General features: G+C 76.6%; 2 protein-coding genes. One reads left to right on the plus strand and one right to left on the minus strand.

Annotated elements, in window-relative coordinates:
• Positions 1 to 10 precede the first annotated feature (10 nt).
• A complete protein-coding gene (locus ACWGJO_RS29415) occupies positions 11 to 1,039 on the plus strand; it encodes an alpha/beta fold hydrolase (RefSeq protein WP_452188286.1) in 1,029 nt (342 codons plus the stop codon).
• 208 nt (positions 1,040 to 1,247) lie between these two features.
• Here ACWGJO_RS29415 and ACWGJO_RS29420 read toward each other — a convergent pair.
• Positions 1,248 to 15,815: type I polyketide synthase (locus ACWGJO_RS29420; protein ID WP_452188288.1), on the minus strand; the 14,568-nt coding region annotated here is incomplete at its 5' end.

A 15,815-nucleotide genomic window follows, 5' to 3' on the forward strand; every position in this document is an offset into this window, starting at 1 on the left:
GACATCCCGGATGATCACCGATCGACTGATCCCCACCGACCGGCTCACCATGGGCTACGCCGAGATCGAGGGCCGCACCGGGGAACCCGTGGTCCTGGTGCACGGCAACGTCTCCTCCGGCGTCTTCTGGCACTCGACCATGACCGGGCTCCCCGCCCGCTACCGCCCGCTGGCCCCCGACCTGCGCGGCTTCGGCCGCACCGAGCCGCTCCCGGTGGACGCCACCCGGGGCCTGCGCGACCACAGCGAGGACCTGCTCTCCTACCTCCGGGCGCTGGCCCTGGGCCCGGTCCACCTGGTCGGCTGGAGCATGGGCGGCGGTGTGGTGCTGCAACTGCTGCGCGACCACCCGGAGCTGGTCCGCTCGCTCACCCTGGTCAACCCGGTCTCCCCGTACGGCTTCGGCGGCACCCACGGGGTGGACGGGCGGCTCAACTCGCCCGACGGGGCGGGCTCCGGCGCCGGCGGCGCGGCCCCCGATTTCGTCCGGCTGCTGCGCGAGGGCGAGACGGGCGCCGAGTCGCCGTTCGCGCCGCTCTCGGTGCTGAACACCACCTACGTCAGCGAGCCGCTGGCGGAGCCGGACCACTACGTGGCGGCGATGCTGACCACCCGGACCGGGGAGGACCACTACCCGGGCGACAGCCGCACGAGCGACGCCTGGCCGGGCTTCGGTCCCGGCGAACGCGGGGTGCTCAACTCGATGGCGCCGACCCACTTCCGGATCGACGACCTGGAACTGGTCGAGCCGAAGCCGCCGATCCTGTGGATCCGCGGCACGGCCGACGTGATCGTCTCCGACACCTCGCTCTTCGACCTGGCCCACCTGGGCGCCATCGGTGCCGTCCCGGGCTGGCCCGGCGCGGACACCTGCCCGGCCCAGCCGATGGTGGCCCAGACCCGCGCCGTACTGGACCGCTACGCCGCCGCCGGCGGTCGGGTGCGCGAGGTAGCGGTCGAAGGCGCCGGGCACAGCGTGCAGCTGGAACGGCCGAAGGAGTTCCTGACGGCGCTGGTGGAGGTGCTGGACGGGGCCTGACGGCGGGACGGCCCCCGGCGGGTCGAGCGGTCCTGACGGACGGGAAAGGGCGGCCGGAGCGATGTGCTCCGGCCGCTCTCTTCGTGTTCCGGCCGCTCTCCTCGTGCGCCGTTCGACGGGTCCGGCGCGGCGCGGTGCCACCGATCGACTCGGTGGCACCGCGTTCCGGCACATCCGGCTGCCCGCGTACGACGCCGGGCGGGACCGCTCAGCCCAGGTCGCTGTTGCCCAGCTCCTCCCGGACCAGGTTGAGCAGTTCCTCGTCGTCCGCGGCGTCGAGGAGGTCCGCGATGGTGTCCTCCTCCACCGGGGCAACGGCGGACCAGCGGGCCAGGAAGGCCTGGAGCCGCACGGTCACCCTGGAGCGGGAGAGCTCGTCCAGCGGGTTGACGGTCATCGCCGCCTCCAGCCCGTCGAGCATCCCGAGCAGCGGCTCGACGTCCGCGGCCGGCTCGGCGCCGCCCGGGAGCGCGCCGTGCAGGTGGCCTGCCAGCGCGACCGGGGTCGGGTGGTCGAAGACGATCGTCGCCGGGAGCGCGACGCCGCACTCCCGCGCCAGCCGGTTGCGGAACTCGACGGCCGTGAGCGAGTCGAAGCCGAGGTCGCGGAACGGCCTGGTCTCGTCGATCTGTTCGGCCGCGGAGTAGCGGAGCACCTCGACCAGCACGTCCCGGACCAGCTCCAGCAGGACGGCCGTCCGCTCCTTGGCGTCCAGCCCGGCCAGCCGGGCGCGCAGCGCCCCGCCGTCCGCCGCAGGAATCCCGGCCGGAGCCGCGGCCCCGGCCGGGGACCGGACGTCGGCCGCCTCGGGCAGTTCGCCCAGCAGCGGGCTCGGCCGGCCCGAGGTGAAGGCGGGCGCGAACCGGGTCCAGTCCACGTCGGCGACGGTCAGCGCGCTCGCGCCGCCGTCCACGGCCGCCGCCAGGGCGGTGAGCGCGAACTGCGGGTCGAGCGGCGTCAGTCCGCGGCGGCGCAGGTACTCCTCCGCCCCGTCGGCCGCCATCCCGGCGCCCGCCCACGGGCCCCACGCGACCGACGTCCCGACGAGACCGCGGTCCCGCCGGTTCCGGGCCAGGGCGTCCAGGTAGGCGTTGCCCGCCGCGTAGAGGGCCTGCCCGCCGCTGCCCCAGGTGGCGGCGATGGAGGAGAAGACCAGGAACAGCTCCAGGTCCGCCTCCGCGGTGAGCTCGTCCAGGTGGGCGGCGCCGTCGACCTTGCCGCCGGTGATCCTCGCGATGTCCTCCACGCCGGTCTGCGCCAGCATCGCCGACTGGGCGACACCGGCCGCGTGCACGACGCCGATCAGCGGCCGGTCGGCCGGGACCGCGGCCAGCGTCGCCGCCAGCGCCTCCCGGTCGGCGGCGTCGCACGCGGCCACCGTCACCCGGGCGCCGGCCGCCGTCAGTTCGGCGGTCAGCTCCTCGGCGCCCGGGGTCCGGGAGCCGCGGCGGCCGGTGAGGACCAGGTCGGTGACGCCCCGGCCGACCAGCCAGCGGGCGACGACCGCGCCCAGCGCGCCGGTACCGCCGGTGACCAGCACCGTGCCGGGCCGCGACGGCCGCCAGGGCTCCGCCGGGGCCGCTCCCGCATCGGTGCGGACCAGGCGGCGGGCGAGCACCCGCTCACCGCGCAGGGCGAGCTGGTCCTCCCCGGTCGCCCCGTCGAGCACCGCCGCGAGCGCCGCGAGGGTGCCGGCGTCCGGCTCGGCGGGCAGGTCGACCAGCCCGCCCCAGCTCCGCGGGTGCTCCAGCGCCGCGGCCTGGCCGAAGCCCCACAGCTGCGCCTGCTCGGGGCGGGTGACCCGGTCCGCCGCGTCCACGGCCACCGCGCCCCGGGTGACCATCCACAGCGGCGCCTCCAGCTCCGCGTCGCCGAGGGCGTGCAGCAGCACGAGGCCGCGGTCCAGCCCGGTGGGCAGGTAGGCGATCCCGCGGGCCTTCTCGGCCAGCTCGCGCAGCCGCTCCGCCAGTTGCTCCCGGTCGAGGTCGCCGACGACGAGTCGGACCGGGGCGGTGTCGGCGGGCAGTCGCGTGAGCAGGGTATCCGCGAACGCGCCGTCGTCCTCGGTGTCGGTGACCAGCAGCCAGCCGCCGTCGAGCCGCGCCGGCGGGACCTCGACCGGCTTCCAGTCGATCCGGTAGAGGCAGTCGTCCAGGACCGCGGCGGCACCGTCGGCCCGGCCGGACGCCGCGAGCGGCAACCGCGGCCAGTACCGGTCCCGCTGGAAGGCGTACGTCGGCAGGTCCACCCGGCGGCCCTCCGGCAGCACGGCCGACCAGTCGGCCTCGCCGCCCGCCGTCCAGAGCCGGGCGAGCGCCTCCAGGGCGGTGTCCCGCTCCTCGCGGCCCTTGCGCAGCAGCGGAGCGAAGGTGCCCGCCGCGGCCGACTGCTGTGCCAGCCCGCAGAGCACGCCGTCGGGGCCGAGCTCCAGGTACCGGGTGACGCCCTGCTCCGCCAGGCTGGTGACGCCCTCGGCGAAGCGGACGGCCTCGCGGACCTGGCGGACCCAGTAGTCCGGTGTGGAGAGCAGCCCGGGTTCGGCGAGCGTCCCGGTCAGGTTGGAGACGACCGGGATGCTCGGCTCGGCGAAGGTCAACCCGCCGAGCACGGCGGCGAATTCGGCGAGCATCGGCTCCATCAGGGCCGAGTGGAAGGCGTGCGAGACGGTCAGCCGGCGGATCCGGCGGCCCTCGGCCTTCCACCGGGCGGCGAACTCCTCCACCGCCTCGGTCGAACCGGAGACCACCACCGAGGTCGGACCGTTGACGGCCGCCACGTCCAGCCGGCCGCCGATCTCCGAACGCACCTCGGCCTCGGCGGCCTCGACCGCGAGCATCGCCCCGCCGCTCGGCAGCGCGTCCATCAGCCGGCCCCGCGCCGCCACCAGGGCGCACGCGTCCGCGAGCGAGAAGACGCCCGCCGCATGGGCGGCGGCGATCTCACCGATCGAGTGCCCGAGCAGGAAGTCGGGCGTCACGCCCCAGGATTCGAGCAGCCGGAACGACGCCACCTCGACCGCGAACAGCCCGGCCTGCGCCCACACCGTACGATCCAGATCCTCCGCCCCCTCGAACACCACGTCCTTCACCGGCCGGTCCAGCAGCAGGTCCAGCTCCGCGCAAACCGCGTCGAAGGCCGCCGCGAAGGCGGGGAACGCCTCGTACAGCTCCCGGCCCATGCCGACCCGCTGCGCACCCTGACCCGTGAACAGGAACGCCGCCCGCCCCTCGGCCACGACGCCCGACACCAGAGCACCGGACGGTCGGCCCGCGGCCAGGGCCGCCAGCGGGGCGTCCCGGTCGGCGCCGAGCACCACCGCGCGGTGTTCCAGCCCGGCGCGGGAGAGCAGCGACCGGGCCACGTCCTGCGGCCGCAGCTCGGCCCGCCGGGCCGCGAAGGAGCGCAGTCGCCCGGCCTGGGCGGCGAGCGCCGCGGCCGAGCGCCCGGACAGCAGCCAGGGCAGCGCGCCCGACTCGACGGCGGAAGCAGCCTCCACCGCGTCCGACTCGACGGCGGCCGTGGCCTCCACCGCGTCCGGCTCGACAACGGCCTCCAGGATGACGTGGGCGTTGGTGCCGCTGATCCCGAAGGAGGACACACCGGCGCGGGCCGGCCGGTCCACGGCGGGCCACGCCCGGCGCTCCGTCACCAGCTCCACCGCGCCCGCCGACCAGTCCACCTGCGGGGTCGGCTCGCCGACGTGCAGGGTCGGCGGCACGATGCCGTGCCGCAGGGCCAGCACCATCTTGATCACCCCGGCGACGCCGGCGGCGGCCTGGGTGTGGCCGAGGTTGGACTTCACCGAGCCCAGCAGCAGGGGCTCCGCGGTGCGCTCCCGGCCGTAGGTGGCCAGCAGCGCCTGCGCCTCGATCGGGTCGCCGAGGCGGGTGCCGGTGCCGTGCGCCTCGACCACGTCCACGTCGGCGGCCGACAGCCCGGCGTCCGCCAGCGCCTGGCGGATCACCCGCTCCTGCGAGGGCCCGTTGGGGGCGGTCAGGCCGTTGGACGCGCCGTCCTGGTTGACCGCGCTCCCCCGCACCACCGCGAGCACCCGGTGGCCGTTGCGCCGCGCGTCGGACAGCCGCTCCAGCAGCAGCACACCCACGCCCTCGCCCCAGCCCGTACCGTCCGCCTCCGCCGAGAAGGCCTTGCAGCGGCCGTCCGCCGCGAGGCCGCCCTGGCGGTCGAACTCCGCGAACACCACCGGGGTCGACATCACCGAGACGCCGCCCGCGAAGGCCAGTTCGCACTCGCCGCGGCGCAGCGCCTGCGCCGCGAGGTGCAGGGCGACCAGGGAGGAGGAGCAGGCGGTGTCCACGGTCATCGCCGGGCCCTCCAGCCCGAACGCGTAGGAGATCCGGCCGGAGAGCACGGAGGCGGCGTTGCCGGTGGCCACGTGGCCGTCCACGTCCTCCTCCGAGGCGGCGAGCACCAGCGGGTAGTCCTGGCCGTTGGTGCCGGCGAAGACGCCGACCGGCCGGCCGCGCATCGCCCTCGGGTCCACTCCGGCGGACTCGAAGGCCTCCCAGGAGGCCTCCAGCAGCAGGCGCTGCTGCGGGTCCATCGCCAGCGCCTCGCGCGGCGAGATCCCGAACAGGCCCGCGTCGAACTCGGCCACGCCCTCCAGGAATCCACCCCGGGCGGCCGCGTCCACGCCGGTCCAGCCGGCCTCCCAGCCGCGGTCGGTCGGGATGCCGGTCATCGCGTCGACGCCGTCGGACAGCAGCTCCCAGAGCGCATCCGGGGAGCCGGCGCCGCCCGGGAAGCGGCAGGCCATGCCGACGATCACGATCGGCTCGTCCTCGGCCCGGGTGCGGTCCGCGACCTCGGCGGCCACGGCCGGTTCGGCGGCGCCGAACAGCTGCTCGCCGAGGTGGCGCGCCAGCACGGCCGGGGTCGGACGGTCGAAGACCAGGGTGGCCGGCAGCGCCAGCCCCGTCCGGGCGCTCGCCAGGTTCCGGAACTCCACCGCCGTCACCGAGTCGAATCCGAGGTCGCGGAACGCCTGCTCGGCGCCGACCGCGTCCGGCGAGCCGTGGCCGAGCACCGCCGCGGTCCAGGACCGCACGGCGTCCAGCAGCAGCCCGGAGCGCCTGCTCCCGGGTGCCGCCGCCAGCTCGGCCCGGAACTCCTCGGCCGGTCCGGCGCCGCGGGTGCCGGCCGTGGCCGAGGCGGCCTCCGGCAGGTCGGCCAGCAGGGCGCTGGGCCGCAGCCCGCCCGCACCGGCCGCGAACAGCGACCAGTCGACGTCGGCGACCACCAGGGCGGCCCCGTCGTGGCCGATCGCCCGGGCGAGTGCCGTGACGGCGAGCCCCGGGTCCATCGGCGGCAGGCCGCCGCGCCGCAGCCGCTGCACCAGGGCCGGGTCGGCCGCCATGCCCTCGTTCGCCCACGGGCCCCACGCGACCGAGACGCCCGGCAGGCCGCGCGCGCGCCGCCCCTCCATCCAGGCGTCCACGAAGGCGTTGGCGGCGGCGTAGTTGCCCTGGCCGGCGCTGCCGACGGCGCCCGCCAGCGAGGAGAAGGCGACGAAGAACTCCGGCTCGTGGCTCCGCGTCAGCTCGTCCAGGACGACCAGGCCGGCCGCCTTCGCGGCCAGCACCGTCCTCAGGCGCTCCGGCGTGAGCGCGTCCAGCGCCCCGTCGTCCAGCACGCCGGCGGCGTGCACCACGCCGATCAGCGGGCGGTCCGCCGGAACCGCGGCGAGCACCGCGGCCAGTGCGGTCCGGTCGGTCACGTCGCAGGCGGCGACCACGGCGTCGGTGCCGCGCGCCGCGAGCTCCGCGACCAGGTCCGCCGTGCCCGGCGCGGCCGCCCCGCGACGGCCGGTCAGCACCACCCGGGCCACGCCGTGGTCGGCGAGCCAGCGGGCGACCTCGGCGCCCAGCGCGCCGGTCCCGCCGGTGACCAGGACGGTCCCCCCGGCGGTCGGCGACCAGGACGGCGCACCCGCGCCGGCCGTCGCCCGGACCAGTCGGCGGCCGTACGTGCCGGAGCCGCGCACGGCCACCTGGTCCTCGCCGCCACCGGCCAGCACGGCGGCCAGCCGGGTGCCGGCCCGGGCGTCCGGCGTGGACGGCAGGTCGATCAGACCGCCCCACCGGTCCGGGGACTCCAGCGCGGCGACCCGGCCGAGGCCCCACACCTGCGCCTGTCCGGCGTCGGCGGCCCGGTCCGAGCGGCCGACGGAGACGGCGTGCGCGGTCAGCGCCCAGAACGGGGCGGTGACGCCCGCGTCGCCGAGCGCCTGGAACAGGGCCAGGGTCAGTTCCAGGCCCGGCGAGACCACCGGGTCCGGGTCCGGTTCCCCGGCGAGAGCGGCCAGCGACACCACACCGGCGAACGTGCCCGGGCCCGCCTCGGCGAGCTGCGCGGCCAGGGCCGCCCGGTCGGTGCCGACGGGCTCGAAGCGGACCACCTCGGCGCCCGCCGAGCGGATCGCCGCCGCCACGGCCTCGGTCAGCGGGTGCTCGGCGGCCGCCCGCGGGACGGCCAGCAGCCACCGGCCGGTCAGCGCCGGGGCGCCGGCCGGGGTGCCGAGCGGCCGCCACATCACGCGGTAGCGCCAGGAGTCCACCACCGAGTCGACCTTGCGCCGCTGCCGCCACGAGGAGAGCACCGGCAGGGCCGCGCCAAGCAGCTCGGCGGGGTCCGGGGTGTCCAGGAGGTCGGCCAGATCACCGAAGTCCTCGCGCTCCACCGCGTCCCAGAACCTGGCCTCCACCACGTCGCCGACGGGCTCGGCGGCACCGGCCCGCGGCCAGAACCGCTGCCGCTGGAAGGCGTACGTCGGCAGCTCCACCCGCCGGCCCTCGGGCAGCACCGCGGACCAGTCGGCCTCGGCGCCGTCCGCCCACAGCCGGGCCAGCGCCCGCAGCGCGGTCCGGGAGTCCTCCCGGCCGCGGCGCAGCAGCGGCGCGAACACGCCGTCCGCCACGCTCTGCTGCGCCAGCCCGCTCAGCACGCCGTCGGGGCCGAGCTCGGCGAAGCGGGTGACGCCCTCGCGGTGCAGGGTCTCGACGCCGTCGGCGAAGCGGACGGCCTCGCGGACCTGTCGGACCCAGTAGTCGGGGGTGGTGAGGAGGCCGGGTTCGGCGATCCCGCCGGTCAGGTTGGAGACGACCGGGACGCGCGGTTCGTTGAAGGTCAACTCCGCGAGTACGGCGGCGAATTCGTCGAGCATCGGCTCCATCAGGGCCGAGTGGAAGGCGTGCGAGACCGTCAGCCGACGGGTCTTGCGGCCCTCGGCCGACCAGCGGGCGGCGAACTCCTCGACCACCTCGACCGTTCCGGAGACCACCACGGAGGTGGGGCCGTTGACGGCCGCGACGTCCAGCCGGTCGCCGATCGCCTCACGGACCTCGGCCTCGGCGGCCTGCACGGCGAGCATCGCCCCGCCGCCCGGCAGCGCGTCCATCAGCCGGCCGCGCGCCGCCACCAGGGCGCACGCGTCCGCCAGCGAGAACACCCCGGCGACGTGGGCGGCGGCGATCTCGCCGATCGAGTGGCCGAGCAGGAAGTCGGGCGTCACGCCCCAGGATTCGAGCAGCCGGTACGACGCCACCTCGACCGCGAACAGCCCGGCCTGCGCCCACACCGTACGGTCGATGCCGATGCCCTCGAACACCGCGTCGGTGAGCGGCCGGTCGAGCCGGAGGTCCAGCTCCGCGCGGACCGCGTCGAAGGCCGCCGCGAACACCGGGAAGGCCTCGTACAGCCCCCGCCCCATGGCGGCGTACTGCGAGCCCTGGCCGGTGAACAGGAAGGCGGTCCGACGGTCGGCGACCGCGCCGCGGACCACCGCCGCATCGGGTTCGTCGTCCGCCAACGCGGCCAGGCCGCGCAGGAGTTCGGCGTGGTCCGCGCCGACGATCACGGCCCGGTGGTCGAGCGCCGCCCGGGTGCCGGCCAGCGACCAGGCGACGTCCCGGACGTCCGCGCCGGGCTCGGCGAACGCCCGCAGGCGCCGCGCCTGGTCCCGCAGGCCCTCGGCGGTCTTCGCCGAGACGGCCCAGACGGGCAGCACCGGTGCCGCCTTCGGCTCCTCCACCGGGGCCGACGGCACACTCTCCAGGATGACGTGGGCGTTGGTGCCGCTGATGCCGAAAGAGGACACCGCCGCGCGGCGCGGCCGGTCCAGCTCGGGCCAGGGGCGCGCCTCGGTGAGCAGTTCCACCGCGCCCGCCGACCAGTCGACCTTCGGGCTGGGCCGCTGCGCGTGCAGGGTGGCCGGGAGCAGGCCGTGACGCATCGCCTGCACCATCTTGATGACACCCGCGACGCCCGCGGCGGCCTGGGTGTGGCCGATGTTGGACTTGATCGAGCCGAGCCAGAGCGGCTCGCCGTCGCGGTCCCGGCCGTAGGTGGCCAGCAGCGCCTGGGCCTCGATCGGGTCGCCCAGCACGGTGCCCGTGCCGTGCGCCTCGACGGCGTCCACCTCGGCGGCCGACAGCCCGGCACTCGCGAGGGCCTGCCGGATCACCCGCTGCTGAGCCGGACCGTTCGGGGCGGTGAGGCCGTTCGAGGCGCCGTCCTGGTTGACCGCGCTGCCGCGCAGCATGGCCAGGACCCGGTGCCCGTGGCGGCGGGCGGTGGAGAGGCGCTCGACCACCAGGACGCCGACGCCCTCGCCCCAGCCCGTACCGTCCGCCTCCGCGGCGAAGGACCTGCAGCGGCCGTCCGAGGACAGCCCGCCCTGGCGGTCGAACTCGGCGAAGGCGGCCGGGGACACCATCACCGTCACGCCGCCGACCAGCGCCGTCTCGCAGTCGCCCTCGCGCAGCGCCTGCGCCGCCCAGTGCAGGGCCACCAGCGAGGAGGAGCAGGCCGTGTCCACGGTGACGGCCGGACCCTCCAGACCGAAGACGTACGACACCCGGCCGGAGATCACACTGTTCGCCGAGCCGGCCAGGACGTGGCTCTTCGCCTCCTCCAGGCCGCCGACCGCGTTGTAGCCGGAGTTGGAGGCACCGACGAAGACGCCGATCTGCTCGCCGCGCACCGAGCGCGGGTCGATCCCGGCGTCCTCGAAGGCCTCCCAGGACGCCTCCAGCAGGATCCGCTGCTGTGGGTCCATCGCCAGCGCCTCGCGCGGCGAGATCCCGAACAGCCCCGCGTCGAACTCCGTCACTCCCTCCAGGAAGCCGCCGCGCGCCGCCTCGGCCGCGATGCCCTCGACCGACCAGGCGCGGTCCACCGGGAAGCCGGTGACGCCGTCCGCCCCGGCGGCCACCAGGTCCCACAGCCCGGCGGCCGAACGCACCCCGCCCGGATAGCGGGCGCTCATGCCCACGATCACCACCGGGTCGTCCGAGACGGCCACCGCCGCACCGGTCTCCTCCGCGGCCGCCACCGTCACCGGTACCGACTCCAGCAGTTCCCCGGCCAGATGGGCCGCCAGCACCGCCGGCGTCGGATAGTCGAAGGCCAGCGTCGCCGGAAGGGCGAGCCCGGTCTCCTTCACCAGCAGGTTCCGCAGGGCCACCGCCGTCAGCGAGTCGAAGCCGAGGTCGCGGAACGCCTGACCGGCGTCCACCGCCTCCACCGACGTGTGACCCAGCGCCGCCGCCGCGGACGACCGGACCAGGTCCAGCAGCATCCGCTCCCGGCGCCCGGCCGCGGCCGCCGCCAAGGTGTCCAGGAAGGCCGAGGCCCCCTCGGCCGCCGCCACCGGCGCCGACCCGCGGCCGGCCTCCGGCAGCTCCGCCAGCAACCGGCTGGTGCGCACGGCGGTGAAGGCCGGCGCGAACCGCTGCCAGTCCACGTCCGCGACCGTCACACAGCCCTCGTCCCCGTCCACCGCGCGGGCCAGCGCCAGCACCGCGAGACGCGGGTCCATCACCGTCAGACCACGGCGGCGCAGCTGCTCGGCGGCCTCGCCCTGGGCGGCCATGCCCTCACCCGCCCACGGCCCCCAGGCCACCGACGTGCCCCGCAGACCCCGCGCCCGGCGCCGCAGCACCAGCGCGTCCAGGTGGGCGTTGGCCGCGGCGTAGACGCCCTGACCACCACTGCCCCAGGTCGCCGCGACCGAGGAGAAGACCACGAACAGATCGAGGTCCGGACCGGCGGTCAGCTCGTCGAGCAGTTCGGCGCCGGCGGCCTTGCCGTCGAGCACCCGGGCGATCTCCGCCGCGTCGGTGTCCGCCAGCGGCGCGGCGCCCTGGCCCACCCCGGCCGCGTGCACCACGCCGGTCGGCCTGTGCTCGGCGAGCAGCGCGGCCAGCGCCTCCCGGTCGGTCGTCGCGCAGGCGGCCACCACGACCTCGGCGCCCGCCTCGGTCAGCTCGGCGGCCAACGCGGCGGCGCCCGGCGCGTCCGCGCCCCGGCGGCTGGTCAGCACCAGCTTCGGCACTCCCCGGCCGACCAGCCAGCGGGCCGTCTCCGCGCCCAGCGCGCCGGTGCCGCCGGTGATCAGGACCGGACCGGACGGCGTCCACGGCGCGGCGGGCGCGGCACCGGAGGCGGCGCGCGCCAGGCGGCAGCCGTACGCCCCGGCGCCGCGCACGGCCACCTGGTCCTCGCCGGTGCCGCCGCCGAGGACGACGACGGCACGCTCGGCCGACTGCGGGTCGAGGACGGCCGGGAGGTCGATCAGACCGCCCCAGCGCTGCGGGTGTTCGAGCGCCGCGACCCGTCCCAGGCCCCAGAGCTGGGCCTGGACGGGATCCCGCAGCGGGTCGGAGCGGCCGATCGACACGGCACCACTGGTGACCAGCCAGAGCGGGGCGTCGACGCCCGCCTCGCCCAGCGCCCGCAGCAGCGCGACCGCACCGGACACCGGGGCGTCCGAGGGCAGCAGCGCCACGACGCCGGCGATTCCGGCCACCCCGGCCGGGACGGCGTCGAGGGCGAACGGGAGCACCTCGGCGCCGGCCTCCCCCAGGGCTGCGGCCAGCGCGGCCCCGGGCTCGGAGCCCTCCGGCGCGGCCAGCAGCCACGTCCCGGAGAGGCCGGTCCCGACGAGGCCGGCGAGCGGCTTCCAGGTCGCCCGGTAGCGCCAGGAGTCGATCACCGCGTCCTGACGGCGCGACCGCCGCCAGGCGGTGAGCACCGGCAGGACGGAGTCCAGACCCTCGGGCGCTTGGTCGGCGTCCAGGGTGGAGGCGAGGCCCGCCAGGTCCTCGTTCTCGACCGCCGCCCAGAACCGGGCCTCCGCCGGGTCGGCCGCAACGCTCGTCGGCTCGGCCGCCTCCGGCCAGTAGCGCTCGCGCTGGAAGGCGTAGGTCGGCAGCGGCACCCGCCGGGAGGCGGGCAGCAGCGCGGACCAGTCGATCGCGGCACCCGTCGTCCAGAGCGCGGCCAGCACGGTCAGAACGGTCCCGCGGCCGTCCCGGTCCTTGCGCAGCAGCGGCACGCCGGTCACGTCCGGGGCGCTCTGCGCGGCGAGCGCGGTCAGCACACCGTCCGGGCCGAGCTCGACGAGACGGGTCACGCCCTCGCGGTGCAGGGCGTCGACGCCGTCGGCGAAGCGGACGGCCTCGCGGACCTGCCGCACCCAGTACTCGGGGGTGGTGAGCAGGCCCGGCTCGGCGATCCCGCCGCTCAGGTTGGACACGATCGGGACCTGCGGCTCGGCGAAGGTCAACCCACCGAGGACGGCGGCGAATTCGGCGAGCATCGGCTCCATCAGGGCCGAGTGGAAGGCGTGCGAGACCGTCAGCCGACGGGTCTTGCGGCCCTCGGCCGACCAGCGGGCGGCGTACTCCTCGATCGTGTCGACCGGACCCGAGACCACCACGGAGGTCGGGCCGTTGACGGCGGCGACGTCCAGGCGGTCGCCGATCGCGTCACGGATTTCGGCCTCGGTGGCCTGCACCGCCAGCATCGCGCCGCCGCTCGGCAGCGCGTCCATCAGCCGGCCGCGCGCCGCCACCAGGGCGCACGCGTCCGCCAGCGAGAGGACGCCCGCCACATGGGCGGCCGCCACCTCACCGATCGAATGTCCGAGCAGCACGTCCGGGACCACACCCCAGGACTCCAGCAGCCGGAACGACGCCACCTCGACCGCGAACAGCCCGGCCTGCGCCCACACCGTACGGTCCAGATCCTCGACGCCGTCGAGGACGACCTCACGAACCGACCGCCCGAGCCTCCCGTCCAGCTCCGCACAGACCGCGTCGAAGGCCGCCGCGAAGGCGGGGAACGCCTCGTACAGCTCCCGGCCCATCCCGACCCGCTGCGAGCCCTGCCCCGTGAACAGGAACGCCGTCCGGCCCTCCGTCGCGATCCCGGTGACAACCCCGCCCGAGGGGCGGCCGTCCGCCAGCGCGACCAGGCCGTCCAGCAGCGCCGCCCGGTCCTCGCCGAGCACCACCGCACGGTGGGCCAGCCCGGTCCGCCCGATCGCCAGCGACCACGCCACGTCCTGCGGACGGGCCCCGGCCTCCAGTACCCCGGACTCCAACTCCCCTGCCAGTCGGGCTGCCTGGGCCTTCAGCGCCCCGGCGCTCTGCGCCGACACCACCCACGGCGTCGGCCCCGTCGCGTCTCCGACCGGCGCCGCCTCCTCGGCCGGCGCCTGCTCCAGCACCACATGGGCGTTGGTGCCGCTGATCCCGAAGGACGACACACCCGCCCGGCGCGGACGGTCCGCCTCCGGCCACGGCCGGGCCTCGGTGAGCAGTTCCACCGCGCCCGCCGACCAGTCCACCTCGGAGGTCCGCTGCTCGGCGTGCAGGGTGGCCGGGAGCGTCCCGTGCCGCATGGCCTGCACCATCTTGATCACGCCTGCCACACCGGCCGCGGCCTGGGTGTGCCCGATGTTGGACTTGATCGAGCCCAGCCAGAGCGGCTCGCCGCCACGGCCCCGGCCGTAGGTGGCCAGCAGCGCCTGCGCCTCGATCGGGTCCCCGAGCCGGGTCCCCGTCCCGTGCGCCTCCACCGCGTCCACCTCGGCCGCCTCCAGGCGGGCGTCGGCCAGCGCCTGCCGGATCACCCGCTCCTGCGCGGGCCCGTTGGGGGCGGTCAGGCCGTTGGACGCGCCGTCCTGGTTGACCGCGCTCCCCCGCACCACCGCGAGCACCTGGTGCCCGTTGCGCCGGGCGTCCGACAGCCGCTCGACCAGCAGCAGGCCGACCCCTTCGGACATCCCGGTGCCGTCGGCGTCGGCCGAGAAGGCCTTGCAACGGCCGTCCGAGGCCAGGCCGCCCTGGCGGTCGAACTCCGTGATCACGCCGGGCGTGGCGAGGGTGGTCACGCCGCCGGCCAGCGCCAGGTCGCACTCGCCGCCGCGCAGCGCCCGCACCGCGAGGTGCAGCGCCACCAGCGAGGAGGAACAGGCGGTGTCGACCGTCATGGCCGGGCCCTCCAGCCCGAACACGTAGGCCAGTCGGCCGGAGGCGATGCTGGTCGCGCTGCCGGTCATCAGGTGGCCGAGCGCGCTGTCCGGGATTTGCATGCCGAGGCCGTAGTGGGACGCCGCCGCGCCGACGAAGACGCCGGTGGAGCGGTTGCCGAGGTCGGCGGCCACGATGCCGGCGTCCTCGAAGGCCTCCCAGGCGGTCTCCAGCAGCAGGCGCTGCTGCGGGTCCATCGCCAGCGCCTCGCGCGGCGAGATCCCGAACAGCCCGGCGTCGAACTCGGTGGCACCGTCCACGAATCCGCCCCGGGCGGCCTCTCCGTGCGCCACGTCGAGGGGCCAGCCGCGGTCGGTCGGGAAGGCGGCGGTGCCGTCCTCACCGGTGGCCACCAGCCGCCACAGGTCGGCCGGGGAGGCGACGCCGCCGGGCAGGCGGCAGGCCATGCCGACGATCGCGATCGGCTCGCCGGGGTCGGCCGTCGGCGCCGGTGTGGCGACGGCGGGGGCCGGTGCGCTCTCGCCCAGCAGCCTGGTGGCCAGGTGGTCGGCGAGCGCGGTCGGGTTCGGGTGGTCGAACACCGTGGTGGCGGGCAGCCGCAGGCCGGTGGCGGCGTTGAGCCGGTTGCGCAGTTCGACCGCGGTCAGCGAGTCGAAGCCGAGGTCGCGGAAGGCCTGCCGGACGCCGATCGCCTCGGTGTCCGCGTAGCCGAGCACGGTGCCGGCGTTGCCGCGGACCAGGTCGAGCAGGATCTGCCGGCGCCGGCTCGCGGAGGCGTTGCGCAGCTGTCCGGCCAGGGTGCCGGTGTCACCGGCCTCGCGCTCGGCGGCGCGGCGCACCGCGGGCCGGATCAGGCCGCGCAGCAGTGCCGGGACCTCGCCGCCACCGGTGCGGTCCAGGGCGACCGGCACCAGGTGCGGGGCGGACAGGGCGGTGGCCGCGTCGAAGAGGGCGAGGCCCAGTCCGCTGTCCAGGGCGGTGCCGAGCTTGTCGGTCCGCGCCTCGGCTCCCGGGTTCAGGTGCCGGGTCATCTCGCTGGCCTCCTGCCACAGGCCCCAGGCCAGTGACTGGGCGGGCAGCCCGAGGGCACGCCGGTGGGAGGCGAGGGCGTCCAGGAAGGCGTTGGCCGCCGCGTAGTTGGCCTGGCCGCCGGTGCCGAAGGTGGCGGAGGCGGAGGAGTACAGCACGAACATCGCGAGGTCGCGGTCGGCGGTCAGCTCGTGCAGGTTGACGGCGGCGTCGACCTTGGGCCGCAGGACGGCCTCGACCCGCTCGGGGGTCATCGCGTCGAACACGCCGTCGTCCAGGGTGCCGGCCGCGTGGATCACGCCGGTGAGCGGGTGCTCGGCGGGGATCGCGGCGAGCACCGCGGCCAGCGCCTCGCGGTCGGCGGCGTCGCAGGCCACGACGGCCGCCTCGGCGCCCAGGTCCCGCAGCTCGGCGACGAGTTCGGCCGCGCCCGGGCCCTCGGCGCCGCG

The sequence above is a fragment of the Kitasatospora sp. NPDC054795 genome, assembly GCF_053611565.1.